Below are 26265 nucleotides of genomic sequence, written 5' to 3'. Positions count from 1 at the left end.
AGCGGCAGTGTATTCATGTAACCGGAGAGCCGAGCCGGAGCCTCTGCTCAGAAAAGCATCGAAAGCTCAAATCTGAGGCGGTCCTTGGTGCACATGCTCAAGGCCGGACGGCGTGACAGCGTAGCCATAGGTCGATCTGATGCTTTCATCAGCCTAGTTCGTGCCTATCGAGCACGATGCCGGAACTGGTGGCCACCTCTCTGCGGTCAGCGCAACGTGTAGAGATAGGCCGCGACATGCCTCGCCTCAGCCCGGGAGACGCCCGTGATCGGCATGGCTGTCTTAGGAGCGATGGAGCGCGGGTTCTCGATCCACTGAATGAGATTGTCCGTCAAGTTGATCGCGATACCCCTGATATAGACCCGAGCTGCGAAGCTCTGGAGAGTGGGCCCCACCTTGCCCTGAGCCCTCTCCAGAAGTGTCAGGTCCCACTCGGCAACTTGCGATGTTTGTGTCGGATAGCTGGGGCGCCGGAAGAGGCTCGGCTTCGCCAGTTGAAGATCTGCTTGCTACGACGCCAGACGTCCGACCTCATGCGGAAGGCACATCGGGTAAGGCTTTTATCCCTGGTTCTCCTCGACCACTATCTCGAACGTAATGCAGACAGGATTATCGCCCCGAACGAGTTTCCCGGAGGAGATAACTCCCTCCATGTCAACGACATCGATGGCAAGTTGCGCTACCAGCTGATTGCCATCGCTCTTCACGATGCCATCTCGGATCGAAACCTCAGTCGCATACGAATCCACCTGAGTTCCGTCGACGAAGCGCACTCCGTTCAGGCTGCCGATCCCATGAATCTTAGCCGTTTCAATGCCATGTCGTAAGCAGATCTTCTCGATGGCAAGACTGATGTCCTCGTTCGGGCGAACTTTTGCGAGCAGCATGCGAACGCCCGATGTCATGAAGTTTGCACCGGCGAATCGAACCGGTTCGAAGAGGGTAAAGTTGGTTTCCGGGTCGGGCATGGCCTCGAAGTTGGCGTCCCTAAAGCCGATCCCTTTGACCACGATGGGCTCCGACACCGTTGTCACGGGAGCAAGCATGTGACCCATACGCGGTCCTTCGGACGTATCCCAGATGCCGTGGCAGTGGAGGAAGGGCTTTCCATCCCTCACTCCGACGATGGCACAGGCCCGCCTGATGGTTACAGGGCCAACCGGTTCGAAGGTTTCGCTGTACCAGGCGGCGTATCGTGGATCAGAGGATGCTGCAGGCATGACGTATCGGAATGGTTCGCACCGGCCGCCTTCGAAGGCCACGAAGCCGCCGATGCAGCCAGAGGCCTTCATCCCCAAAGCGACGGCCTCGTCGACAGTCTGGCCGGGCTCCAGCACGAAGCGGAGCGGAACGGCCGAACCGGCGACGGCCGCGATACGTTCCGGCGCAGTGGGACCCGAATGATGAATGCGTCTCATGGTTGGTTCCCCGCCACCTCCCGCAATGTTAGTCCGCGCGCATGATCTGCGTCGGATCGGATCGCGGGTCCCGAGGCCCCCATCGCCCGGCGTCCACCTGAGCGAGGAACTCCGCCACGAGATGATTGAACAGCGCCGGCTCCTCCAGGTTCAAGGTGTGGCCAGACTTCGGGAACATGGTGAGACCGCAGCGGGGCACCGTCCGTTTCAGGAAGATGCCGGGCTGGATCGAATGATCGTCCTCGTCGCCGACGACCACGAGCAGCGGAACCTGAAGCGCGCGAAGCTCGTCCTCCAGATCGTAGAGTGACGGTCGTCGCATCTGCACGCCGCGCATGGTGTTGGCGGCACCCTTATCGGAATGCTGCGCCATCCGCTCTACGAAAAGCTGCCAGCCACGGGGGTCCTTCTCCTGGAACTGAACCCGCGACGCGCTTTCCCCATAGACCGGAGCAAAGACGCGGGCGCCGCGCTCTTCGAAGCCCTTTGCCACCTGCTCGGAGTTGCGTCGGAAGAACTCCTGATACTCCCGCTCCGAGCCATAACCTGCTCCTGCAACGACAGCAGACCGGATGCGTCCGGGATACCGCAGTGCGGCATGCAGGCTGGCGAACGCCCCCATCGACAGGCCGACGACATGGGCTGTCTCAATCCCGGCTGCATCCATGACACCGATGATATCGTCGGCGGCGCGGGACTGGGAGTACTTTTCCGCGTCGCCTGGGATATCCGAGGGCGGATAGCCGCGAGCCGAGAAAGTGATGCATTCGTGCCTGCGGGAAAAGTAGCTGACCTGTGGCTCCCAGCTCCAGTGATTACCCCCGAACTCGTGCACGAAGACGATGGGTATGCCTTTTCCAGCGGATTGGTAGAAAAGCCGCACGCCATCGCTTGTGGTTGCAAAGGCCATTGAACTTGTCCTATCAGCGAAATTCTGACACGGCGCAGCTCTGCCCACCGTCCACCGGCAGGCACACTCCGGTAATGAACTGCGCCTCGTCGGAAGCAAGGAATACTGCCGCATTGGCAACGTCCCAAGCGGTTCCCATCCGGCCCATTGGAACAGCGGCGCTGCGCGCCGCCACCATCTCCTCCACAGTGGCATACTGCCCGGAGATTTGCCGGTAGATCAGCGGCGTGTCGATAAGACCCGGCATGATGCAATTGGCCCGGATGCCCTGACGGGCATATTGCATCGCGATTGCCACCGTCGCCTGGTTCACCGCTGCCTTGGTGGCGTAATAGGCGAAATAGGGATACCCCGTCCAGCGGATCGCCGCGAGGGAGGAGATGTTGACGATGGCACCGCTCCCCTGCCGCAGCATGTGCGGGATAACGGCCTTCGCCGTGCGGTAGACGGGTCCGATATTCAGCTTCAGCGCGGCCTCGAACTGCTCTTCGGTCAATTCCACAGGACCGCCCATATGGGTCACGCCCACATTGTTGTGCAGGATGTCGATGCGCCCAAAGGCCTCGATCGTCCGCGCGACGGCGCCTTCCACCGAGCTCGCGTCGGTAACATCGGCAGCAATCGCAATCGCCTCACCGCCATCCTTCGCGATGATGGATGCGGTTTCCTCCGCAGCCTCCTGGATAAGGTCAATGCAGGCTATGCGGGCACCCTCCCGCGCGTAGGCTACGGCGGCGGCCTTGCCGTTGCCCCAGCCGGGGCCCGAGGATCCGGCGCCGAACACGACGGCGGCTTTCCCCCTCAAACGGTCGACCATGAAGTTCTCCACCGCATGCGAACCCAGCAGGCATTCGCGCCCTCCAGGCAAAGAGCCGTCCCCTTCCCTCAGGAGCGATTCCGAGCCTGGATATGCGACCGGCGGATCTCGCCGGTCGCGAAAATCAAATCCGGCTGCCGAGATCAGGTCAGGCTGCCGCCTACGGACTTCTCGAGAATGGCCCAGGCCTCGTCGCCGTACTTCTTCTTCCATTCCGCATAGAACCCTGCTTTCCGCAGAGCCTCACGGAAGAGGGCCGGATCCGGATCGTTGAACTGCATGCCCTTCGAGACGAGTTCGTCCTTGAGGCCTGCATTGAGCTTTGCCACGTCAGTACGTTCCTCCACGGCTGCCGCGTTGAGGTGCTTGGCCACAACAGCGCGCAGGTCTTCCGGCAGCCGCTCCCAGGCCCGGCGGTTGGCCAGGAACCAGAAACCATCCCACATATGGTTGGTCATGGAGACGTATTTCTGGACCTCGTAGAGTTTCGCGGTGGAGAGGATCGCAAGCGGATTCTCCTGTCCGTCGACCACCTTCGTCTGCAGCGCAGTGTAGACTTCGGCGAAGTTGATGCTGGCCGGAGCCGAGCCGAAGGCGGTGAACATGGAGGTCCAGAGCGGGCTTACCGGAACACGGATCTTGAAGCCCTTCAGATCGTCGGGCGTCTGGATCGGCTTGCTCGAGCTCGTGATCTGCCGGAAGCCGTTGTCCCAGATCTTGTCCATCACGACGAGATTCACCTTGGATATCTGGCCGCGCACATAGGCGCCGAGGTCGCCATCCATGGCCTTCCAGACGCTGTCGTAATTCGGGAATGCGAAGCCAATGCCGCTGATCGAGGCATTGGGCACGAGGGTGGACAGGATCAGCGGAGAGAGGGTGAAGAACTCCACACCGCCCGACCTGACTTGGCTCAGCATATCGGTGTCGGAGCCGAGCTGGTTATTGGGGAAGATCTGGATCTCGACCCGGCCTCCGGTCTCCTGCTTGATCCTATCAGCTGCCTCTTTCGCGCGCAGGTTCATCGGGTGCGTGACCGGCAGATTGTTGGCGTATTTGTACGTGAACTCGGCGGACTGAGCGCGAACCCCGAAGCTGGTGACCAATGCGGCTGAGGCGGAGCCCTGCAGCATGGTGCGGCGTGAAATAATCATGTTTCTCTCCCTCGTGGTTTTTGTGGCAGGTATCTTCAAATGGGCTCCACCGTCACAGGAAGGCGGTGGAAATGCCAGGGATCGCGGCGATCAGCACAAGGCCGACGAGCAAGGCTACGATATAGGGCCAGATCGCCCCCATGGCTTCGTCTGGCGAGACGTTGCCGATCTTGCAGGCGATGTAGAAGCCGATGCCGATGGGCGGGGCCATCAGGCCGATGTTCATCGCGGTCACGACGACCATGGAATAGTGGATGTCGTTGATGCCGAGGTTCTTCGCGATCGGGAACATGAGCGGCGCCATCAGGACGATGGCAGGAAGCCCTTCGAGCACGCAACCGAGAAGCAGAAACACCACGATGGTTACGGCCATGAAGATGATCCAGCCGCCGGGCAGGCCTGCCATGAACGTTGCAAGCTGCTGTGCGAAACCCGTCTGGGTCAGCGCCCAGGCCATGGCAAGCGCTGTGCCGAGGATCAGAAGGATTGCGCCGCTCAACGCTGCCGTCTCCACGAGCATGTCATAGAACTTGCGCAGTCCGATGCCGCCATAGAGGAAGATACCGATGATCAGGGCGTACAAAACCGCGATCGTCGAGACCTCGGTCGCCGTAGCGACGCCGCCGCCTACGGCACTTCGGATGATGAACGGCAGGACCAGTGCCGGCGCAGCGACAATCAACGTGCGCCACATCGTCCGGAAGGGTGCGCGACGCACATCGCCGAGATGCTCGCCGGCAGCCTTCATCCGCGCCAGAACGGCCAATACCGCGAGCAGCACCATGGCGACCACGAAGCCGCTCGTGAACAGGCCTGCGATGGAGACACCGGCTACCGAACCCAGCACGATCAGCACGATGCTCGGCGGAACCGTATCCGCCATGGCGGCACCTGTCGCCAACAGAGCAATCATCTCCCGTGGCTTGTGCCCGCGCCGTTTCATCTCCGGGAACAAAGCCGGGGCGACAGTCGCCATGTCCGACACCTTCGAGCCGGAGATGCCGGAGACCAGGAAGAGAGAGCCGAGCAGCACATAGGACATGCCTGCTCGCACATGACCCAGGAGAGAGGCGAGGAAGTCAACAATGGCTTTCCCCATGCCGGTTGCATCGAGGATGCAGCCGAGGAACACGAAGATCGGCACCGACAGGAGAATGATGCTCGACATACCCTCATCCATGCGTCCGATCATGACGAAGATCGGTACCCGCGTGCTGAAGGCCAGGAATGCTAGAGTTCCTATGCCGAAACAGAATGCAATCGGCACTCCCATCACGAGACATACGGCCACGACACCGACGAGGAAGATGAGGATGTTGAGGTTGCCGAGCCGCAGCAATGCGGGTGTCAGGAACCAGAGCGCCCCGACGATAGCCGCCACGAGCGCCACGGATATGGCGAGATCCCTTAAGGTCGATGTCTTTACCGCGTGCAACACGATGAAGCCCAGCATCGCAAAGATGCCGAAAGCGATGGCCGAGACGCGGAAGCTGTTGGGAATGTTGAGGGCTGCGGACGTGACGTACCATTCCTCCATCACGTATTCGATGGCCGGCTGCAGCATGATGAGCAGGAACGTCGCCGTAAGCACGAGACCGAGCGTGTGGATGAACCCTTGAATGCTTTTTGGGAACATTCCGGTGAAGAGTGTCAGCCTGAGATGCTCGTTCCGGTCGATGGCGATGGCGGAGCCCAGCATGGCCAGCCATAGAAAAGAGATCGACGCCGCTTCGTCGATCCAGACCACCGGGTAGGAGAACACGTAGCGCGAGGCCACGCCGGCCAGAAGCAGAACGATGATGACGCAGAGAAGCAGCGCCGATACTGCCTCGATCGGCCGGATCAGCAGAGCGCCGACATGAGGCGCATTGATCTCCTCGTCATCCAATAACGGGGCGACAGTATCAGTGGCGGCAGCCATGTTGCTCTCCATGTCCCTCAATCACGCCGCCCCGTTTCAGCGATGCGTTCTACGGTTCAAGGCTGTCTGGAGCCGCATTCGGCGCCATGTTTCACAATATGGTCGACGGAGAGGAGACTGCCTGCGGGCATGATCCGAAGAAGGCGTCATACCGTTTACCTCAGTACTCATACGCCTCCTCCCATTTATTCCAACAGCCGCAACAAACACTGCGTAATAGGTCCACTTTGTGGATCTTTGTTTCGTAGATGGCGGGGGAAAGATACACGTCTTACAGGTCATTGCAATACGCGCTAAAGCAATTTAGCCTTTGAACGAGGATGATGCTTGAGTTTTTTGGTCCATAATATGGACCTCTGGTTGAACAACACCATGGACGATGCCCCTTTTTCAACCGTCGATCTGTCAGGCTCCCAAAGTGTGGATCGGGCCCTGCGCCTGCTGGCGCTTGTCGGGCGAGAGGCCGAGCGCGGCGCACAGTTGAGCGACATCGTGGAGGAAAGCGGCCTCAACAAGCCGACTGCAAGGCGGTTGCTCCTCGCGCTGATGCGTGCAGGTCTCGTTGAGCAGGAGGCGCGGACACGTCGGTACTATCTGGGTGAGGAGGCGTATGTCCTTGGAACCCTCGCGTCTCGCCGGCACGGCCTGCTTGAGTTGTCTCTGGAAAGCCTGCGTAACCTCTCCGATAAGACCATGGATACGAGCTTCCTCTCTGTGAAGCGGGGAAACTACGCCGTGTGCCTCCATCGGGAGGAAGGTACCTATCCGGTGCGCACGCACGCCCTGCAGGCCGGAAATCAGCATCCGCTCGGCATTGGCGCCGGCTCGCTCGCCATGCTCGCAGCTCTGAGTGACGATGAGGTGGAGCGCGTGCTTGCCGCGAACACAAAAGCTCTCGATACTCAATATGCCTACTATTCGGCGGAGCGGATCCGGGAGGATGTCGCCATGACGCGCCTGCAGGGCTACGCCCTCAACCCCGGCCGTATCGTCGCCGGCTCATGGGGCCTCGGAGCTGCAATCAGGTTCCCGGATGGACGTATCGCGGGCGCTCTCAGCATTGCCGCCATCGACAGCCGCATGAGTGCCGAGCGGCAACCGGAACTTGTCCGCTACCTGAGGACTGAGGTCGAGCGCGTCGAAGGCAAGCTGCGCAGAATGTTCCACCCCGTCGGGACGACGCCATGATCCCAGACATTCATTGCCATGCATTTTGGGAGGCAACCCCATGAGCAGCCCTCCCCTTCCCCATAGCGGCGTCATAGCCGAATCGAAGCGGGTCATGAACCTGTCCCATTTCCTCCGCCAGGCGGCACGACGGCACGGCCAGGAAATCGGGTTTGTATGGGGCGAGCGCACATGGACGTGGTCGGATCTCGACCGGCGCGTCGATGCGATGGCGGCGGCGCTTGCAGCCAAGGGGATCCGAAAGGGAGATCGCGTGCTGGTGCAGTCCAAGAACTGCAACCAGATGTTCGAATCGATGTTCGCCTGCTTCCGGCTTGGCGCCGTCTGGGTGCCGACGAACTTCCGCCAGACTCCAGGCGAAGTCGCCTATCTGGCCCAAGCCAGCGGCGCCTTAGGCATGATCTGCCACAGCGACTTTCCCGAGCATGCCAAAAGCATGCGCGAGGCAGCGCCCGACATCCGCTTCGTGATCTCGATCGGCCGTTCCGATTTCGGAGAGGACTACGACGAGCTCGTCGAACTTCATACAGGGCGGTCGGCTCTGACCGCTGCCGTGGTCCATGACGATCCATGCTGGTTCTTCTTCACGTCTGGCACGACAGGTCGCCCCAAAGCGGCAGTCCTGACCCATGGCCAGATGGCCTTCGTGATCACGAATCATCTCTGCGATCTCATGCCGGGCACGACCAGCGCGGATGCCTCTCTGGTGGTCGCGCCGCTCTCCCATGGCGCAGGCGTACATCAGCTCGTGCAGGTCGCGAGGGCTGCCAAGACGGTCCTGTTGTCCGGCGAGCGCTTTGACGTCGACGAGGCTTGGACCCTGGTGGAGAAGTGGCGCATCACGAACCTGTTTACCGTGCCGACCATCGTGAAGCTGCTGACGGAGCATCCTTCGGTCGACGCGCACGATCACTCATCTCTTCGCTATGTGATTTATGCCGGCGCGCCCATGTACCGGGAAGATCAGAAGCATGCTCTCAAGAAGCTCGGCAAGGTGCTGGTGCAGTATTTCGGCCTCGGCGAGGTTACCGGCAACATCACCGTGCTTCCTCCCGCGCTCCACGAGCCTGAGGACGGACCCGGTGTGAAGGTGGGCACCTGTGGCTACGAGCGCACCGGCATGCAGGTCTCGATCCAAGACGATCAAGGACGCGAAGTGCCGCCCGATGTGACAGGCGAGATCTGCGTCTGCGGCCCGGCGGTCTTCGCGGGCTACTACAACAACCCTGACGCCAATGCGAAGGCATTCCGGGATGGCTGGTTCAGGACTGGCGATCTCGGCCATGTGGACGAAGAAGGCTTTCTCTACATCACCGGTCGCGCCTCGGACATGTACATCTCGGGCGGCTCGAACGTCTATCCACGTGAGATCGAGGAAAAGATCCTCACACACCCAGACATCGCCGAGGTTGCGGTCTTGGGAGTGCCTGACAGAACCTGGGGCGAGGTTGGCATTGCCGTGTGCGTCCTGCGCTCCGGCTCGACTCTCGACGAACTCGAACTCCACTCCTGGCTCGATGGCAAAGTCGCTCGCTACAAGCTTCCGAAACGCGTGTTCTTCTGGGATTCCCTGCCGAAATCCGCTTACGGCAAGATCACGAAAAAGATCATCCGTGAGGAGTTGGAGGCGAAGGGATGCCTTCCGTCAGACAAACCAGTTGGAGCCTCGGTATAACTGCTGCCGAGCAAGCTTTCACGGACGGAGCCAAGCGCGTCCGAAGGACTATCAGATGGGGCGAGCCTATAGCTAGGAAGCACGATGTCCATTCAGGAAACGGTATTCGTCACAGGCGGGGCCTCAGGGATAGGGCTCGCGATCGTTGAGGCGGTTCTCGAAAAAGGCTGGCGCGCCGTCGTCGTGGACCGGGATGAACGAAGTCTCCTTCAAAGCCGGGCAGCACTCGAGCAATTCGGCGCTCAAGCTCACTTCATGCAGCTGGATATCGCAGATGAAGCCGCAGTCGTGCAGGCCGTTGAACGCTGCGAGGCAGAGTTCGGCCCGATCACCGGACTCATCAACTCCGCCGGGATCGCGCGGGACGTGCCATCCCTCGAGACCAGTGCCGACCTTTTCCGCAGAATTCTCGATGTCAACGTTATCGGAAGCTTCGTGATTTCCCGAGAGATTGCCAAGCGGATGTGCGAGCGCCACATCGGCTCCATCGTCAACATCGCGTCGGTCTCCGGCATCCGCGGCAATGTGGGGCGCGTTGCCTATGGCGCCTCAAAAGGCGGTATGATCACGATGACTCAAGTCATGGCCGTCGAGCTTGCTTCTCTAGGCGTCCGGGTCAATGCAATCGCTCCCGGCCCTATTGAGACTCCCCTTGTCCGTGAGGTGCATACCGATCAAATTCGAGCCGAATGGCTCGCCAGGGTTCCCCAGCGCCGCTACGGAAAACCGTCCGAGATTGCCAGTGCGGCGCTTTTTCTTCTCGATCACGTGCATTCGGGCTTCATAACCGGGCAGACGATCTGTGTCGATGGCGGCTTCACGGCTGCTGGTCTGTTAGGTCAGTAAAAGCGCATGCAGCTACGAGTTACGTCACGGTCCATATCGTGCGCAGAGTCACCTGGGGCCTCACGGATCTCCTCACTTCTTCCTGTTGTACACGTCGAGGGAGACCGCTGCGAGCAGCACAAGGCCTTTGATGACTTGCTGGTAGTCAATGCCGATGCCGAGGATCGACATGCCATTGTTCATGACGCCCATGACAAAGGCGCCGATGACGGCTCCCGTCACCTTGCCAACGCCCCCCGTGGCGGAGGCGCCGCCGATGAACACGGCTGCGATCACGTCGAGCTCGAAGCCAAGACCTGCCTTCGGGGTAGCCGTGTTCAGGCGCGCGGCGAAGATCAGACCGGCGAGCCCCGCCAGCACTCCCATGTTGACGAAGGTCAGGAAGGTGAGACGTTCGGTTTTGATGCCGGACAGCTTGGCCGCTTTCTCGTTGCCGCCGAGCGCATAGATGCGTCGGCCGATCGTGGTCCGGTTGGTCACGAAGGCGTAGAGCGCGATCAGAACCGCCATGATGACGAGAACGTTCGGCAGGCCACGATAGGTCGCCATCAGGTAGCAGAACGCGACCACGAGGAGAGCAAGCAGGCCGTTCTTGAAGGCGAAGAGCCCGAAGGGCGCCGTCTCGACCGCATGCTTGAGCTGGTTGGCGCGGCTGCGGAAGCTGAAATAGATGAGCACCGCCACGCTCGCGACACCCAGGAAGAGAGCGGTGTAATTGAAGCCCTCGCCGCCGAAGACGTCCGGGATGAAGCCCGAGCTCAGCCGCTGGAACACCACCGGGAAGGGACCGACCGACATGCCGCCGAGCAGCGCCAGGGTGAGCCCCTTGAAGACGAGCATGCCGGCCAACGTCACGATGAAGGATGGCACCTTGAAATAGGCCACCCAATAACCCTGAGCCGCGCCGATGAGGCCGCCCACGATCAGGCAGGCGATGGTGGTCGTCACGGGGTCGATGCCGAACCTGACCATCATCACAGCCGCCAGGCCGCCCACGAAGCCGACGATGGAGCCGACCGACAGGTCGATATGCCCGGCCACGATGACAAGCAGCATCCCTAGCGCCATGATCACGATGTAGCTGTTCTGCAGCACCAGATTGGTGAGGTTGAGCGGGCGCAAAAGCGTGCCGTTGGTCACCACCTGGAAGAACAGCATGATGACCAAGAGGGACAGCAGCATGCCGTAGTCGCGGAAATGGGCCTTGATGAACTCCATCCACGACGTCTTATGCTGGGGAACGTGAAGCTCGTCAGCGGTTCTCGTGTCCATCTCAGCGTCTCCCTGATTTGACGATGGCGTGCATGATTCTTTCCTGGGATGCCTCGGCAATGTCGAGTTCGGCAATCAGGGCGCCTTCGTTCATCACATAGATCCGGTCACACATACCAAGCAGTTCCGGCATCTCCGAGGATATCATAAGGACACCCTTCCCTGCATCGGCCAACCTGTTGATGATGGTGTAGATTTCATATTTCGCACCGACATCGATCCCCCGGGTCGGCTCATCGAGAATGAGAATCTCTGGATCGGAGAAGAGCCATTTGCTCAAGACGACTTTCTGCTGGTTGCCGCCTGAGAGGTTGACCGTCTCCTGGAAGACGCTGGGGCTGCGGATGCGCATCTTGGCCCGGTAGTCGTTGGCGACCGCCAGTTCCTGGATGTCGTCAATGACAAGGTTCCTGGAGACGCCCTCAAGGTTCGCGAGCGTCACATTCTTCCGGATGTCCTCGGCCAGAACCAGACCATAGGTCTTGCGGTCCTCGGTAGCATAAGCGATTCCGCTCGCGACGGCCTTCTCGACCGTGCTTACGTCGATTTCCCTGCCGTGCAGCGTTACCCGGCCGGAGATGTTCTGGCCATAGCTGCGACCGAACAGGCTCATGGCGAATTCGGTCCGCCCCGCCCCCATCAATCCGGCGATGCCGACGATCTCACCACGCCGGATGTTCAAGTTGATGTTCTTCACGACCTGCACATTGGCGTGGAGCTGATGATGGGCGGACCAGTTCTCGACCTGGAAGATGACCTCGCCGACCTTCGGCTCGCGCTTTGGGTACCGGTCTTCCATGGTGCGGCCAACCATGCCGCGGATGATGCGGTCCTCACTGACCGTCTCCGCATGGCAATCGAGGGTTTCGACCGTGCCGCCGTCGCGAAGAACCGTGATGGCATCGGCTACCTTCGAGATCTCATTGAGCTTGTGCGAGATCAGAATGGAGGAAATGCCTTGCGCCTTGAACTGAAGCAGAAGGTTGAGGAGCGCGTCGCTGTCCTTCTCGTTCAGGCTGGCGGTTGGCTCGTCGAGGATCAGAAGCTTCACCTTTTTCGAGAGCGCCTTGGCGATCTCGACGAGTTGCTGCTTCCCGACGCCAAGATTGGTGACCAGGGTCTCAGGCGATTCGTTGAGGCCGACGACCTTGAGCAGCTCCTTTGTGCGCGCGAATGCCAGCGACCAGTCGATGATCCCGTATTGCGCCTGCTCATTGCCGAGGAAGATGTTTTCCGCGATCGACAGGAGAGGCACCAGCGCCAGCTCCTGGTGGATGATGATGATGCCCAGCGACTCGCTGTCGGCAATTCCCTTGAAGCGGCGCTCCTCTCCCTCATAGATGATCGAGCCGGAATAGGACCCATGCGGATAGACCCCGCTCAGAACCTTCATCAGTGTTGATTTTCCGGCGCCGTTCTCCCCGACCAGAGCATGGATCTCACCGGCTTTTACGGTGATGTTGACGTCGTCCAGGGCCTTCACGCCCGGAAACGTTTTGGTGATCCCCTGCATTTCAAGGATCGTATTCATCGCATGACCTCAGGCAGCTCCGGAGATGGACGCAAGAGCCTTCTATCAAAAGAGCGTGGACCCTGGGCACCTGCCCAGGGTCCACGATCAAGAATCGATCACTTGAACTGGTCTTCCTTGTAGTAGCCGCTGCCGACCAGGATTTCCTTCCAGTTCGACGCATCGACGTTGACCGGCTTCAGGAGGTAGGACGGGACCACTTTCACGCCGTTCTCATAGGTCTTGGTGTCGTTCACCTCGGGCGTCTTTCCCGACAGCGTGGCGTCGACCATGTTGACCGTGACCTTTGCCAGTTCGCGGGTGTCCTTGAACACCGTCTGAGTCTGCTCTTTGGCAAGGATCGACTTGATCGAGGGGACCTCCGCATCCTGTCCGGTGATCACGGGCATGGGCTGCTTCGGGGTGCCGTAACCAACGCCCTTGAGCGACGAGATGATGCCGATGCTCAGGCCGTCATACGGCGAGAGAACCGCATCCACACGCTTGTCGGTGTAGTAGGCGCTGAGCAGGTTATCCATGCGGGCCTGGGCCACTGCACCGTCCCAGCGCAGGGTGGAGACCTTGTCCATGCCGGTCTGACCGCTGGCGACCTTGAGCTTGCCGCTCTTGATGTACGGATCGAGCACGGACATGGCGCCGTTGTAAAAGAAGAAGGCATTGTTGTCGTCCGGCGAGCCGCCGAACAGCTCGATGTTGAACGGACCCTTGCCCTCCTTCAGGCCAAGCGCCTTCTCGATGTAGCCGCCCTGGAGCACGCCGACCTGGAAGTTGTCGAAGGTGGCGTAATAATCGACATTCTTGGAATTGCGGATCAGCCGGTCATAGGCGATCACCTTGATGCCCTTGTCGGCAGCCTGCTGCAGCGCGTCAGACAGTGTCGTGCCATCGATGGCTGCTATCACGAGCACCTTGGCGCCTTTGGTGATCATGTTCTCGATTTGCGAGAGCTGGTTGGGAATATCGTCTTCAGCATATTGCAGATCGACGTTATATCCCTTCTCTTTGAGTACCTTGACCATGTTGTTGCCGTCGTCGATCCAACGCGCGGACGACTTCGTGGGCATGGCCACGCCGACAGTGCCTTTATCCTGCGCCTGAGCGGCACCGAGAAGGCCGAAGGCTCCCAGAGCCACGGCCGCCATTGTGGTCGTAAACGTCTTCAAGGTCGTTCTCCCTCTTGTCCATGCCCGGGCTTTCATCACTTGGCCTGGCGCATCTGCAGCATTCTTCAGTCAAGGACTCTGGGTCAGCTTACGGCTTCCGGAACAGGCCGGTCGCGGCTGCCTGATCTTATTATAAAGGCAGAGGCTCTCGTTGAGGCAGCTCTAACTCCATATAGGCGTCTGGAGCGCTTGAGCTAGCCAGATTCTCTATAAATACTACTATAATACTAATGCACATGATCTATTCGCTGGCAACTCGGCAGACCACAGAGTTGGCCGGACAAACTGCTCGACCCTCCCGCTAGTCGACACCAGAAAACGCGTGAATCTGGATTCTCGCTAAGGCGCTCTCCGCATGCTTGATCAGAACTCGCTCCGCTGCCTGTAGGATCAGCGCAGCCATAGCATCGCTTGCCGCAGATGGATGACGCTGCTTTATGGCGTCGAATACGGCTTGATGCTGCCGCATCACTTCCTTGAAGCGATCATCACTCGAGACTGGAGAGCTGATCGTGAAGGATGTTGCCAGTGCGGCTCCGATCACAGAACCAATCGACTGCAGGAAGGGGTTGCCGGAAGCTTCCAGGATGGCCTGATGGAAGGCGAGATCGGCCTTCGTGAAACCCTGCCTGTTGCTCTCGCATGCGTACATCGCCGAAAGGGCCTTGCGCATGTCCTCAAGCTGCTCCGGTGTCCGCCGCAGGGCAGCCGTGGCGCAGGCGAGCGGCTCGAGCGTCTGCCTGATCTCGAAAAGCCATCCGAGGAAGTGAGCATCGACGCCCATCTCCAGATGCCACCCGAGAATGTCGGCATCGAACATGTTCCAGTTGTTGCGATCCAGAACCTTGGTGCCGACCTTCGTCTTGGACTCGATCAAGCCCTTTGCCGCCAAGGTCTTCAGCGCCTCTCGAAGAGCTGTCCGGGAAACTCCGTACAACTCCATCAGCTCCGCGTCACCCGGCAGGATACTTCCGATAGGGAAGTGTCCTTGCATGATGTTCTGGCCGATCCCATGGGCAACGAGATCATGGGCCGATCGCGCTCTGGATGGCCTCTGGAAGCCGTTCGCCAACGACATGCTCCTGTTCTCTCACTTCTATCGCGACCGGAGGGATGCCGCCGACAGTCCCCGTTGCAAAACGATGAATGCGAACAGCAGACCACCGATGGCAATTTTCGTCCACCAGGAACTCAGCGTTCCCTCGAAGGTAATATAGGTCTGGATCAGCCCCTGGATCAGCACGCCGACAAGCGTGCCGATGATCGTCCCGTACCCTCCTGTCAGCAGCGTGCCGCCAATGACCACCGCCGCGATGGTGTCGAGCTCGACACCGGTTGCGGCCAGGGAATACCCGGCAGACGTGTAGAAGGAAAAGACAATCCCGGCGAGGGCGGCGAGGAAGCTCGACAACATGTAGATCCGGATCGTCGTTTTCCCTACGGGAACCCCCATCAGCTCGGCCGAGGTCCTGTTGCCGCCAAGGGCATAAACATTGGCGCCGAACCGGGTGAAATGAGCAAGGACAATGCCAAGGACAAAGGTTACCAGCATGACGATGGCGATGAAGCTCAGCCTGCCGCCGCCGGGCAGTTGAAAGGCGATATCCGTGATCTGACCATAAGCCGCAGCATTGATTGGGATCGAATCCGTGGTCAGTACGAAGCAGAGGCCCCGGGCCAGGAACATGCCGGCGAGCGTCACGATGAAGGCCGGGATCTGAAAGGTGTGGATCAAAAGGCCCATGCCCGCCCCGAACAATGCCGCAATGCCGAGAATGAGGATAAAGGCCAGATAGGGATTGAGGCCGTATTTCTCGATGGCAACGGCCAGGAATACGCCCGTGAAAGCGATCACCGAGCCGACGGAAAGGTCGATGCCGCCGGACAGGATCACAAAGGTCATGCCGACCGCAACGATGCCGAGAAAGGCGTTGTCGGTCAGGAGATTGCCGATCACCCGGGTCGAGGCGAAGCTCGGAAACTGTGCGAGGCAGATCAGGTAGCCGACGATGAAGACGGCGAGCGTGACGAGGACCGGAAGATGGCGCCGGATCATACTCAAGCCCTCCAGACCGAACGGACGGCCGACAGAACGGGCGATTGGGCAAGGAGCACGGCGAGCACCACGATGGCTTTCACGATGAGGTTGTACTCCGGCGGATAGCCGCTCAGCAGGATGCCGGTGTTCATGGCTTGGATGATCAGGGCGCCGACGACCGAGAGGCCGAGGCTGAAGCGGCCGCCGAAGAGCGACGTGCCGCCGATCACCACGGCCAGAATCGCATCGAGCTCGAGCCAGAGCCCCGCATTGTTGGCATCGGCGCCGCGGATGTCGGCCGTCACGATCAGGCCGGCGATCGCCGCGCACAGGCCGCACCACATATAAACCGCGACGGTCACGACCTTGGTGCCGATGCCGGCATAAGCGCTGGAGCGGACATTGGCGCCGATGGATTCGATAAAGAGACCCAACGCCGTATATCGCACGATGAAGTGGGTGATGATCAGCATGCCGATGGCGATCACCACCGCCATCGGCAGCATCAGGAAGGAACCGCCGCCGATGGCGGCGAAGCCCTCGCTCACGAAGGTGATGATCTGTCCTTCCGTGATCAGCTGCGCGAAGCCACGGCCCGCCACCATCAGGATCAGGGTTGCCACGAAGGGCTGGATTTCGAGGACGGCGACGAGAAAACCGTTCCACAGGCCGCAGGCGAGGCCGATGCCTACGGCAGCGGCGAGCGCAACGGGCAGCGGATAGCCCTGCGCCGTCAAGGTCGCCGCCATCGCGCCTGCAATCGCCATGACGGCGCCGACGGACAGATCGATGCCGCGGGTGGCGATGACGAGCGTCATTCCCAGAGCGAGGATCGCGACGGGGGCGCCGCGGTTCAGCACGTCGATGAGGCTGCCGAAGAGTCGCCCGTCCTGCAGGCGCAGAGCGAAGAAGTCGCGGAAGACGAGCCAGTTGACGAGAAAGACAATCAGGAGCGCCGCGACCTGCGGAAGTCCCTTGGGAAGCGTGCGCGGAAGATTGGCCTGGATCATGCCGCTCATTCAATGGCCTGCGATGGTTGTCATGATGGTATCGGCACTCACCTCGGCGCCTGACAGCTCGCGCACATGCCGCCGGTCGCGCAGCACGACGACCCGGTCGCTGTAGGAGGCGACCTCCTCGAGCTCCGACGAGATGACGAGAAGGGCAAGCCCCTCCTCGCACAGGCGCTCGATCAGGCGGATGATCTCGGCATGGGCGCCCACGTCGATGCCGCGGGTCGGCTCGTCGAGGATGAGGAAGCGCGGCTCGGTGGCGAGCCAGCGCGCGAGGAGCGCCTTCTGCTGATTGCCTCCTGAGAGAAGGCCGATGGGTTTTTCCGCATCCGGCGTGCGGATGTCGAGGAGCTTGATGAAGTGGTCGGCGATCTCGTCCTGCCTGCGCTTCGGGAGCAGACGCAGCCACCCGCGCTGCGCCTGCAGCGCCAGGATGATGTTCTCGCGTACCGAGAGTTCCGCGACGATGCCCTCCGTCTTGCGATCCTCGGGGGTGAAGCCGAACCGCAGGCGGGCCGCGTCGCGCGGCGTGGCGATGCGTACGGGCCTGCCGTCGACGAAGGCCTGTCCGCTGTCGGCGCGCTCTATGCCGAAGACCAGTTTGGCCGTTTCCGTTCGGCCGGAGCCGAGGAGGCCTGCAAGGCCTACTACCTCGCCAGGGCGCACGGCTAGATCGAACGGCTCCAGGAGCCGGCGCTTGCCATAGTTCTCGAAAGCCACGAGGGGCTCTCCCGTCACAGTAGGACGCTGGTTGCGGTGAAGCGCTTCGGCCGCCAGCTCGCGCCCGAGCATCATCGAGACGAGCTCGATGCGCGGCAGCTTGGAGATCGGTCGAGATCCGACGAGGCGCCCGTTGCGCAGGACGGTGATCCTGTCGCAGACGGCATAGACCTGATCGAGGAAATGGGTGACGAAGACGATACCGATACCGCGGCTCTTGAGGCTTTTCAGGATGCCGAAAAGCGTCTCGACCTCTTGCGCGTCGAGACTGGCGGTCGGCTCGTCGAGAATGAGCACCTTGGCCGAGAGGTCGACGGCACGCGCGATCGCGACGATCTGCTGAACCGCAACCGAATAGGTGCCCAAGGGATTGGCGACGTCGATGTCGAGGCCGTAGCCCGCCAGAAGTTCCGTGGCCTGGCGGCGCATCTCCCCCGTGCGCACGAAACCAAAGTGATGGGGTTGACGGCCGATGAAGAGATTTTCCGCCACCGACAGGTTAGGCAGCAGGTTCACCTCCTGGTACACGGTGCCAATCCCAAGCGAGAGCGCATCGGCCGGATCACGTGCTGAGATTTCTTCGCCATCAAGGCGGATCGTACCGGCATCACGCCGAAACACGCCCGTCAGCACCTTGATCAAAGTCGACTTGCCGGCACCATTCTCTCCCAGCAGGCCGTGAATCTCGCCCGCATGCAAGGTGAAATCCACATGAGCGAGCGCCTGCACGCCAGGGAAGCCTTTCGTCAGTCCTCTGATTTCAAGAAGCTGAGGCTGTTCTCTCGATGGCTGCATCCTGCCCTCGCCGGCCCATGCGCAAAACCGCCGGATCCCAGCGGGTTATCAGAGGCAGCAGGCGGAACCCGCCTGCTGCCCTTTTCAGCTCTACGGTCTCAGTAGAGATCCTTGCGCTTATCGTACTCAGCCTTCGCGGTCTCGGGGGTATAAACCTTGGACTCCGTCTGGATCCATTTCGGAGGCTGCTTGCCGTCCTTCTTGAAGGCGGCGAGAGCATCCAGTGCAGGACCTGCCATGTTGGGAGTCAGCTCGACCGTCACATTGGCCTCGCCATCCGCCATGGCCTTGAAGATATCAGGCACGGCATCGATGGAGACGATCTTGATGTCCTTTCCGGGCTTCAGACCTGCTTCCTTGATGGCTTGGATAGCGCCGATTGCCATGTCATCGTTATGTGCATAGACGGCGCAGATGTTCTTGCCGCCACCCTCGGCCTTGATGAAGCTTTCCATGACTTCCTTGCCCTTGGTGCGGGTGAAGTCGCCGGATTGCGTGCGCACGATCTTCATGCCGGGATTGGCGGCAACGACCTGATCGAAGCCCTTCTTGCGGTTGATCGCCGGGCTGGAGCCGACGGTTCCCTGCAGCTCGACCACATTGCACTTGCCGCCGGTTTCCTTTGCCAGCCACTCGCCGGCAACCTTGCCCTCGTAAACAGTGTCGGAGGTCACAGCCGTGAGATAGAGCGAATCATCCTTCGTCTCGATGGAGCGGTCGAGCAGGACGACCGGGATCTTGGCGTCCTTTGCTTCCTTGAGAACGGAATCCCAGCCGGTGGACACGACCGGCGCAATGAAGATGGCGTCGACGCCCTGCGCGATGAAGGACCTGACGGCGCGGATCTGGTTCTCCTGCTTCTGCTGAGCATCGGAGATCTTCAAATCCACTCCCCGCTTCTCGGCTTCGATCTTGGAGACCTTTGTTTCGGCGGCGCGCCAGCCGGATTCCGAGCCGACCTGAGAAAAGCCGATGGTCATTTTGTTCTGGGCGTAGGCGGCACCGGAGGACAGCATCAGTGCGGCCATGCCGATCGTCGTCAGAAGATGACGTGCCTTCATGCGTTTTCTCCCTAAGATTTTCGTTGCTCTTCGACTTTAGCAGCCTTAACAGCCGACTATTAGTACTATTATATGAATCAAGGCGAGCGCATATTCAACCAAAGTCGTGGTTTAGGCCCTTTTGGCGAGCGCCCCATTTCAGAGGCGAGAAGAGATGAGCGAAGACAAGAAGCGTGGGTTGCGCAGCCAAGCCTGGTTTGGTCGGCAGGACAAGATGGGATTCTATTACCGCTCGTTTCTCAAGAACAGCGGCTTCCCCCAGGACCAGTTCGAGGGCCGGCCGGTCATCGGCATCTGCAACACTTGGTCCGAGCTGACCCCCTGCAACGCCCATTTTCGCACCATCGCCGAGCACGTGAAGTACGGCGTGCTTGATGCCGGCGGCTTTCCGCTCGAGTTTCCCGTCTCCTCGCTCGGCGAGGTGACCATGCGCCCCACCGCCATGCTGTTTCGCAACTTGGCTGCCATGGACGTGGAGGAAGCCATCCGTGCCCATCCGCTCGACGGCGTCGTGCTGCTGATGGGCTGCGACAAGACCACCCCTGCCCTGCTCATGGGCGCGGCCTCGGCCGATCTGCCAACGATCGGCGTGTCGGGCGGGCCGCAGCTGCGCGGCGTCTATCGCGGTAAATATATCGGGTCAGGCACCAACATCATCTCCATGAGCGAGCAGCTGCGCGCTGGCGAGGTGACGCTGCAGGAATTCCACGAGGCGGAAGGCGGCATGAACCGCTCGGCCGGCCACTGCATGACCATGGGCACCGGCTCCACGATGGCCTCCATGGTCGAGGCGCTCGGCGTCGGCCTGCCGGAAAACGCGGCGATTCCCGCAAGCGACGCGCGGCGCAACCATCTCGCCCGCATGGCCGGACGGCGCATCGTCGACATGGTTCATGAAGACCTCGTGCTCTCGAAGATCATGACGCGTCAGGCCTTCGAGAACGCGATCCGCACGCTCGCCGCCATCGGCGGCTCGACCAATGCCGTTGTGCATCTCCTCGCCATCGCCGGACGGTGCGGGATCGACCTGACCCTCGACGATTTCGACAGGCTCGGGCGCGACATCCACTGCCTGGTCGATCTCATGCCCTCCGGCCGCTTCCTGATGGAGGATTTCTACTATGCCGGCGGCCTGCCTGTCGTGCTGCGCACCCTCGGCGAACGCGGATTGCTGCACAAGGATGCGCTTACGATCAACGGCAAGCCGATCTGGGAGAACGTGAAGGATGCTCCGTGCTGGAACCGGGAGGTGATCACCACGTTCGAGGAGCCGTTCAAGCCGGAGGCCGGCATCGCGATCCTCAAAGGAAACCTTGCGCCGAACGGCGCGGTGATCAAGCCGTCCGCTGCCTCGCCTGAACTCATGCAGCACACCGGCCGGGCGGTCGTATTCGAGACCATCGAGGATCTGCACCACAGCATCGACGACGAGGATCTCGATATCGACGAGACCTGCATCATGGTGCTGAAAAACTGCGGTCCCAAGGGCTATCCGGGCATGGCGGAAGTAGGCAACATGCCCCTACCGCAGAAGCTGCTCAAGAAGGGGGTTCGCGACATGATCCGCATCTCGGACGCACGCATGTCCGGAACCGCCTACGGCACCGTGGTGCTGCACGTGGCGCCCGAGGCGGCCGCCGGCGGGCCGCTGGCGCTTGTGCAGAACGGCGACCTCATCACCCTTGATGTGACAGCCCGCAGCCTGCATCTTCACGTGGAGGCCGAGGAGATGGAGCGCCGGCGCGCCGCCTGGGTGCCACCTGCACCGCATGCGACGCGCGGCTATGCAAAGCTCTATATCGACCATGTTATGCAAGCCGATAAAGGTGTCGATCTGGACTTTCTCGTCGGACGCACGGGTTCGCCCGTTCCGCGAGACAATCACTGATCACGGTACTTAAAGATATTGAAAGGAGATGCCATGTCTTTGTCTGGCCCGAGTTCTGCGCGCCCCTATCGCGGTGTGTTCCCGGTGGCGCCGACTATCTTCCAGGATGACGGCCGGCTCGACCTGGAGGGGCAAAAGCGCGCCATCGACTTCATGATCGAGGCCGGCTCCCACGGCCTGTGCATCCTGGCCAACTTCTCCGAGCAGTTCCTGCTCACCGACGAGGAGCGCGAGGCGGTGATGACCACCGTGCTCGAGCATGTGGCCGGCCGCGTGCCGGTCATCGTTACCACCAGCCATGTCTCGACCGAAATCTGCGCCGCACGCAGCCAGCGGGCCGAAGCCGCCGGGGCGGCCATGGTCATGATCATGCCGCCGTTCTTCGGCGCGACCCTGCGGGTGTCCGAGGCAGGGATCTACGACTTCTTCCGCCGGGTCTCGGAGGCCATCACCATCCCGATCATGATCCAGGATGCGCCCATGGCCGGCACGTCGCTCTCGGCGCCATTCCTGGCCCGCATGGCCAAGGAGATTGCCAACGTGGCCTACTTCAAGATCGAGGTGGCGGGCACGGCAACGAAGCTGCGCGACCTGATCGCCCTGGGCGGTGAGGCGATTGAGGGGCCGTGGGACGGCGAGGAGGCGATCACGCTGATGGCGGATCTGGATGCGGGCGCCACGGGCGCCATGACGGGAGGGGCTTATCCCGACGGCATCCGCCAGATCCTCGATCCGTATGTGGCCGGCGATCGCGCGGCGGCGGCGGCCGCCTACGAGCGCTGGCTGCCGCTGATCAACTACGAGAACCGGCAGTGCGGTCTGCACGCGGCCAAGGTGCTGATGAAGGAGGGCGGAGTGATCGGCTCGGAGGCGGTGCGCCATCCGCTGCAGCCGCTGCATCCGGCCACGCGACAGGGCCTCATCGAAATCGCCACACGCCTCAACCCAGCCGTCCTCCAATGGGGAAAGTAACAAGAGGCGCGGCCTTGTGCATCGCTTCCCTGCTGAAACACGCCCAACATGGATCAGGTTCGAGCCGGAGCGCTACGGCGCGTACGCGAGCGGAGTGGAGGGCGGCCTCAAAAATCCGCTCGGCGCCCGGGCGCTTCACCTCCACCGCGAGGGCCGTGATACGCTCTACCGCATCCACGGCACGAACGAGCCCGACACCATCGGCCGCTCGATCTCCAGCGGATGCATCCGCCTGTTCAACCAGGATATTGTCGACTTGCACCGCCGGATACCAATCGGCACGAGCGTCACGGTGCTGGATGCCGACGCCGAAGACCGAACGGTGCCGTCTGGATCGTCCAAAGGAGTTTTACCCTACACCCGAACAACACAATTCTGCCGCAAACCACGGTAGATTGACCTTAGCAATGAGCGGGAGAGAGCCAGCACGCTGGCCGCCGAAGGAGCAACTGCCCCGGAAACTCTCAGGCACCCAGGACCGCTTCGTTGCCCAACACTCTGAAAAGTGGAGCATCCTGCTCCCGCCCATGGTGAAAGTCGCGGCTGCACTCGCATCCCGACGAAACTCTCAGGCCAATGACAGAGGGGGCTCCTTCCGCAGGATCGCCTGCGGACCATGACGGAGCCTGACGAATGCCCTTGCCCGAACACATACGAGCCATGACGCGCCCCCTTCGCCACAACTGCGGGCGAATGATTTTTTGCGCCAGATTCGGTCGCGCCTGAGCGGCTGACACGCGCTGCGACCCGTCCCCGCAGGGCAATCGACTGTCTCCGCGACACGCTTCATGACCTGACGCTTCGTGCGTCGCGTGATGCCGGAGCAATCACGGCTCCTTTTTAGCATGATTGATCGCGTACGGCCGTGCGCCGAGCAAATTCATTTGCCTCCCGCCGTCATCAAGCGGGCCCCGCTAGCTTAAAGCTGATCCCGATCGATGCCTACACAAGCGAGCGCAGCGCTCCCGGAGAAGGTGCAACCCTTGAGGCGTTCAAGCCGGGCATCGAGGCGCCAGCCGATATCCCGCTCCGGGAGGCCTATGCCCCTCCCGGCCCCACCTACTTATTCTGATGAAGCTCATGATGGAACTATACCCGATGTTCGACACGTTTGCCGCCCTCCTCGACTGGTTCGGGATCGTCGTCTTCGCGACAACCGGGGCGCTGGTCGCCTCGCGCAAAGAAATGGATCTGGTCGGCTTCGTGCTGCTCGGCACGGCGACCGGAATCGGCGGCGGAACGATCAGGGACACGCTCATCGACGCGCTTCCGGTCTTCTGGGTGCGGGAGCCCGCCTATCTGGTCACCTGCGTGCTGGTCTCCTGCATGGCGTTCTTCCTCGCCCACATTCCGCAATCCCGGCTCAAGCTCCTTCTGTGGTGCGATGCCGTCGGCATGGCCTTGTTCGCAGTGACCGGCGCCGAGAAGGCGCTGCTTGCAGAAGCCGGACCCATCGTTGCCGTTGCGATGGGCGTGATCACGGCGACCTTCGGCGGCATCGTCAGAGACGTGCTGGGCGGTGAAAGTCCGGTTATCCTCAGCCGCGAGATCTATGTGTCGGCGGCGCTCGGCGGTGCAGCAATTTTTGTTGCGTTGGCGCTCGCCGGGATCACGCGAGAACTCGCGCTTGCCGGCGGCTTCCTGGCCGCCCTCGCAATCCGAGCTGCCGCGCTGCGGTGGGACTGGTCTCTGCCGCGCTATCGGCCGAGGCCCGGGCGCACGCGGGCCGAGCTCGATCTCTGATCGGCGGATGCATCGAGTGGCATTACTCCGGCGGAAAGGTCCCTCTGCGGCTGGCGTTTTGGTCGGAGACCGGTGGCCGCACTCCCGCCCGTATCGGGCTCTAGCCTGGCGCGAACTACCCCACTATGACGCCATGACCTTGCAGCCTGGCTTCATGTCAACCATATTGGGCGATATCGCCCCAATTTCGGAGTTTTGCTCGCGCTCCCACCCGGAAGGAGATAGCTCAATCCATGTCCAGTGGCATGTCCCTCCTGGCCATCGTCGTCCTTCCTTTCATCGGGAGTCTCGTTGCCGCCTTCCTGCGCAAGGACGCCAGGAACGGCGCCGCTTTCCTCGCTGGAGCTGTGGCCCTCTGCGCCACCGTCCTGACGGCTCTCCAGTATCCGACCGTTCACCGCGGCGGCGGCGTTCTGCGCACAAACATCGAGTGGGTGCCAACCCTCGGCCTCAACTTCGGCCTGCGCATGGACGGGTTCACCTGGCTGTTTGCCATGCTGGTTACAGGCATTGGCTTCCTAGTGGCGCTCTATGCGCGCTATTACATGTCGCCCGCCGATCCTGTGCCGCGCTTCTTCGCGTTCCTGCTTGCCTTCATGGGCGCCATGTTGGGCATCGTGCTCTCAGGCAACCTGATCCAGCTGGTCTTCTTCTGGGAGCTGACCAGCCTCTTCTCCTTCCTCCTCATCGGTTACTGGCACCATAACGCCAGCGCCCGCGACGGCGCACGCATGGCCCTGACGGTCACGGCCACGGGCGGACTATGCCTGCTTGTCGGCGTCCTGCTGATCGGCCACATCGTTGGCAGCTACGATCTGGACCGGGTGCTGTCATCGGGTGACAAGGTCCGCAGCAGCAGCCTCTACATGCCGGCCCTGATCCTGGTCCTGCTCGGTGCCCTGACCAAGAGTGCGCAGTTCCCATTCCACTTCTGGCTCCCGCACGCCATGGCCGCGCCGACGCCGGTCTCGGCCTATCTCCACTCGGCCACCATGGTGAAGGCCGGCGTGTTCCTGCTCACCCTGCTCTGGCCCGTGCTGTCAGGCACGGAAGCGTGGTTCTACATCGTGGTGACGGCCGGCCTCTGCACCCTGGTCCTGGGGGCTTACGCAGCCATCTTCCAGCAGGACCTGAAGGGTCTGCTGGCCTATTCCACCATCAGCCATCTCGGCCTGATCACGCTCCTGCTCGGTCTCAGCAGCCCGCTCGCCGCCGTGGCGGCCATCTTCCACACGATCAATCACGCGACCTTCAAGGCGTCGCTGTTCATGGCTGCCGGCATCATCGACCACGAGTCCGGCACCCGCGACATCCGGCGTCTGAGCGGCCTGTTCCGATACATGCCGATCACCGCCACCCTGGCGATGGTCGCGGCGGCCGCCATGGCGGGCGTGCCGCTGCTCAACGGCTTCCTGTCCAAGGAAATGTTCTTTGCCGAGGCGGCCGCCTTCCACGTCGACTCCCTGCTCGATCACTCCCTCCCGTACTTCGCCATGCTGTTCAGCGCCTTCAGCGTGGCCTATTCGCTGCGCTTCATTCACGGCGTATTCTTCGGCCCGCCCGCGAAAGACTTGCCGCGCATCCCGCACGAGCCGCCGCACTGGATGCGCTTCCCCATTGAGTTCCTGGTGCTGGCGTGCCTGCTCGTCGGCATCCTCCCGGCGCTGACCATCAAGCCCTTCCTCGCAACCGCCGTTCGGGCGGTGCTGGGGCCGGACACCCCTTACTACAGCCTGGCCGTGTGGCACGGCTTCACCGAGCCGTTGCTCATGAGCATGATCGCGCTCACCGGCGGCGTCATCCTGTACTGGTTGTTGCAGGGATACCTGAAGAAGGGCATCAATGGCCCTCCCCTGGTGCGTCACCTCAAGGGCCAGCGCATCTTCGAACGGGTGCTCGTCACCCTGTCGTGGCGATGGGCCCGGACGCTCGAGCGCGTGTTCGGCACCCAGCGGCTTCAGCCGCAACTAAGGCTGCTGGTGGCGTTCGCCGTGCTTGCGGCGCTCTGGCCGCTTTATCGGCAAGGTCTCGCGGCGGGCTCTCGTCCCGGCACAGCCTTCGATCCCGCCTTCCTTCTGCTCTGGATCGTCGGGGGGCTGTGCGCCATCGGCGCAGCCTACCAAGCCAAGTACCACCGGCT

General features: G+C 61.4%; 22 protein-coding genes and 1 riboswitch. Of the genes, 8 read left to right on the top strand and 14 right to left on the bottom strand.

From position 1 onward, the window contains the following. Nucleotides 1-206: 206 nt before the first annotated feature. The 6 genes from ILT44_RS10750 to ILT44_RS10725 form a co-directional block, all read right to left on the bottom strand. On the bottom strand, nucleotides 207-395 hold the full coding sequence (locus ILT44_RS10750; protein WP_204239570.1) for a c-type cytochrome: 189 nt from the start codon (nucleotides 393-395) through the stop codon (nucleotides 207-209). 165 nt (nucleotides 396-560) lie between these two features. Further along, a complete protein-coding gene (locus ILT44_RS10745) occupies nucleotides 561-1418 on the bottom strand; it encodes a PCC domain-containing protein (protein ID WP_204239569.1) in 858 nt (285 codons plus the stop codon). A 28-nt stretch (nucleotides 1419-1446) separates the two neighbouring features. Then, on the bottom strand, nucleotides 1447-2328 hold the full coding sequence (locus ILT44_RS10740) for an alpha/beta fold hydrolase (protein WP_204239568.1): 882 nt from the start codon (nucleotides 2326-2328) through the stop codon (nucleotides 1447-1449). A gap of 13 nt (nucleotides 2329-2341) precedes the next feature. Further along, nucleotides 2342-3145: an SDR family NAD(P)-dependent oxidoreductase gene (locus tag ILT44_RS10735; RefSeq protein WP_204239567.1), complete on the bottom strand. Its 804-nt coding sequence runs from the start codon at nucleotides 3143-3145 to the stop codon at nucleotides 2342-2344. Between the two features lie 143 nt (nucleotides 3146-3288). After that, nucleotides 3289-4299 carry a TRAP transporter substrate-binding protein gene (locus tag ILT44_RS10730; RefSeq protein ID WP_204239566.1) on the bottom strand — a complete coding sequence of 337 codons (1011 nt, stop codon included), beginning with the start codon at nucleotides 4297-4299 and terminating at the stop codon, nucleotides 3289-3291. 52 nt (nucleotides 4300-4351) lie between these two features. Next, nucleotides 4352-6220 carry a TRAP transporter large permease gene (locus ILT44_RS10725; RefSeq protein ID WP_204239565.1) on the bottom strand — a complete coding sequence of 623 codons (1869 nt, stop codon included), beginning with the start codon at nucleotides 6218-6220 and terminating at the stop codon, nucleotides 4352-4354. Nucleotides 6221-6592: 372 nt separating this feature from the next. On the opposite strand from ILT44_RS10725, the gene ILT44_RS10720 reads away from it, so the two are divergent. From ILT44_RS10720 to ILT44_RS10710, 3 genes are all read left to right on the top strand, one after another. After that, complete coding sequence (locus ILT44_RS10720; RefSeq protein ID WP_204239564.1) at nucleotides 6593-7408, top strand: IclR family transcriptional regulator; 816 nt, start codon at nucleotides 6593-6595, stop codon at nucleotides 7406-7408. A gap of 40 nt (nucleotides 7409-7448) precedes the next feature. Then, entirely contained in the window at nucleotides 7449-9083 is a 1635-nt protein-coding gene (locus tag ILT44_RS10715) for an acyl-CoA synthetase (protein ID WP_204239563.1), read from the top strand. Between the two features lie 84 nt (nucleotides 9084-9167). After that, a complete protein-coding gene (locus tag ILT44_RS10710) occupies nucleotides 9168-9929 on the top strand; it encodes an SDR family NAD(P)-dependent oxidoreductase (protein ID WP_204239562.1) in 762 nt (253 codons plus the stop codon). 72 nt (nucleotides 9930-10001) lie between these two features. Here the strand turns inward: ILT44_RS10710 and mmsB are convergent, their stop codons facing one another. The 8 genes from mmsB to ytfQ all read right to left on the bottom strand — a co-directional run bounded on the left by mmsB (nucleotide 10002) and on the right by ytfQ (nucleotide 19522). Further along, on the bottom strand, nucleotides 10002-11201 hold the full coding sequence (gene mmsB, locus ILT44_RS10705) for a multiple monosaccharide ABC transporter permease (RefSeq protein WP_239468089.1): 1200 nt from the start codon (nucleotides 11199-11201) through the stop codon (nucleotides 10002-10004). Nucleotide 11202: 1 nt separating this feature from the next. Then, nucleotides 11203-12732 (bottom strand): multiple monosaccharide ABC transporter ATP-binding protein, encoded by a 1530-nt coding sequence (gene mmsA / locus ILT44_RS10700; protein WP_204239561.1) that lies wholly within the window; start codon nucleotides 12730-12732, stop codon nucleotides 11203-11205. Between the two features lie 98 nt (nucleotides 12733-12830). Continuing rightward, nucleotides 12831-13874, bottom strand: a complete 1044-nt coding sequence (gene chvE / locus ILT44_RS10695) for a multiple monosaccharide ABC transporter substrate-binding protein (RefSeq protein WP_372441151.1) — start codon at nucleotides 13872-13874, stop codon at nucleotides 12831-12833. A 322-nt stretch (nucleotides 13875-14196) separates the two neighbouring features. After that, a complete protein-coding gene (locus tag ILT44_RS10690; protein WP_204239559.1) occupies nucleotides 14197-14973 on the bottom strand; it encodes a FadR/GntR family transcriptional regulator in 777 nt (258 codons plus the stop codon). Nucleotides 14974-14991: 18 nt separating this feature from the next. Continuing rightward, a complete protein-coding gene (gene yjfF, locus ILT44_RS10685) occupies nucleotides 14992-15951 on the bottom strand; it encodes a galactofuranose ABC transporter, permease protein YjfF (RefSeq protein ID WP_204239558.1) in 960 nt (319 codons plus the stop codon). Between the two features lie 2 nt (nucleotides 15952-15953). Next, nucleotides 15954-16940, bottom strand: coding sequence for a galactofuranose ABC transporter, ATP-binding protein YtfT (ytfT, locus tag ILT44_RS10680; protein WP_307826435.1), 987 nt, complete (start codon nucleotides 16938-16940; stop codon nucleotides 15954-15956). A 12-nt stretch (nucleotides 16941-16952) separates the two neighbouring features. After that, nucleotides 16953-18461 (bottom strand): galactofuranose ABC transporter, ATP-binding protein YtfR, encoded by a 1509-nt coding sequence (gene ytfR, locus ILT44_RS10675; protein ID WP_204239556.1) that lies wholly within the window; start codon nucleotides 18459-18461, stop codon nucleotides 16953-16955. A gap of 98 nt (nucleotides 18462-18559) precedes the next feature. Continuing rightward, nucleotides 18560-19522 carry a galactofuranose ABC transporter, galactofuranose-binding protein YtfQ gene (ytfQ, locus tag ILT44_RS10670; protein WP_305070688.1) on the bottom strand — a complete coding sequence of 321 codons (963 nt, stop codon included), beginning with the start codon at nucleotides 19520-19522 and terminating at the stop codon, nucleotides 18560-18562. Between the two features lie 154 nt (nucleotides 19523-19676). Between ytfQ and ILT44_RS10665 the strand changes: the two genes are divergently transcribed. From ILT44_RS10665 to ILT44_RS10645, 5 genes are all read left to right on the top strand, one after another. After that, nucleotides 19677-21410: an IlvD/Edd family dehydratase gene (locus ILT44_RS10665; RefSeq protein WP_204239555.1), complete on the top strand. Its 1734-nt coding sequence runs from the start codon at nucleotides 19677-19679 to the stop codon at nucleotides 21408-21410. Between the two features lie 33 nt (nucleotides 21411-21443). Continuing rightward, a complete protein-coding gene (locus ILT44_RS10660) occupies nucleotides 21444-22382 on the top strand; it encodes a dihydrodipicolinate synthase family protein (protein ID WP_204239554.1) in 939 nt (312 codons plus the stop codon). Between the two features lie 16 nt (nucleotides 22383-22398). Next, a complete protein-coding gene (locus ILT44_RS10655; protein WP_372441149.1) occupies nucleotides 22399-22776 on the top strand; it encodes a L,D-transpeptidase in 378 nt (125 codons plus the stop codon). A gap of 8 nt (nucleotides 22777-22784) precedes the next feature. Continuing rightward, a riboswitch (glycine riboswitch) is annotated at nucleotides 22785-22873 on the top strand. 607 nt (nucleotides 22874-23480) lie between these two features. Next, nucleotides 23481-24125, top strand: coding sequence for a trimeric intracellular cation channel family protein (locus tag ILT44_RS10650; RefSeq protein ID WP_239468097.1), 645 nt, complete (start codon nucleotides 23481-23483; stop codon nucleotides 24123-24125). A 233-nt stretch (nucleotides 24126-24358) separates the two neighbouring features. Further along, nucleotides 24359-26265 (top strand): proton-conducting transporter transmembrane domain-containing protein (locus tag ILT44_RS10645; protein ID WP_305070687.1); only part of this gene is annotated, 1907 nt, incomplete at its 3' end.

It is taken from the genome of Microvirga arvi (genome assembly GCF_016892765.1).
Taxonomy (GTDB): Bacteria; Pseudomonadota; Alphaproteobacteria; order Rhizobiales; family Beijerinckiaceae; genus Microvirga; species Microvirga arvi.
Note: the sequence above shows the minus strand (reverse complement) of the source record. Positions and strands in the feature narration are given on the sequence as shown.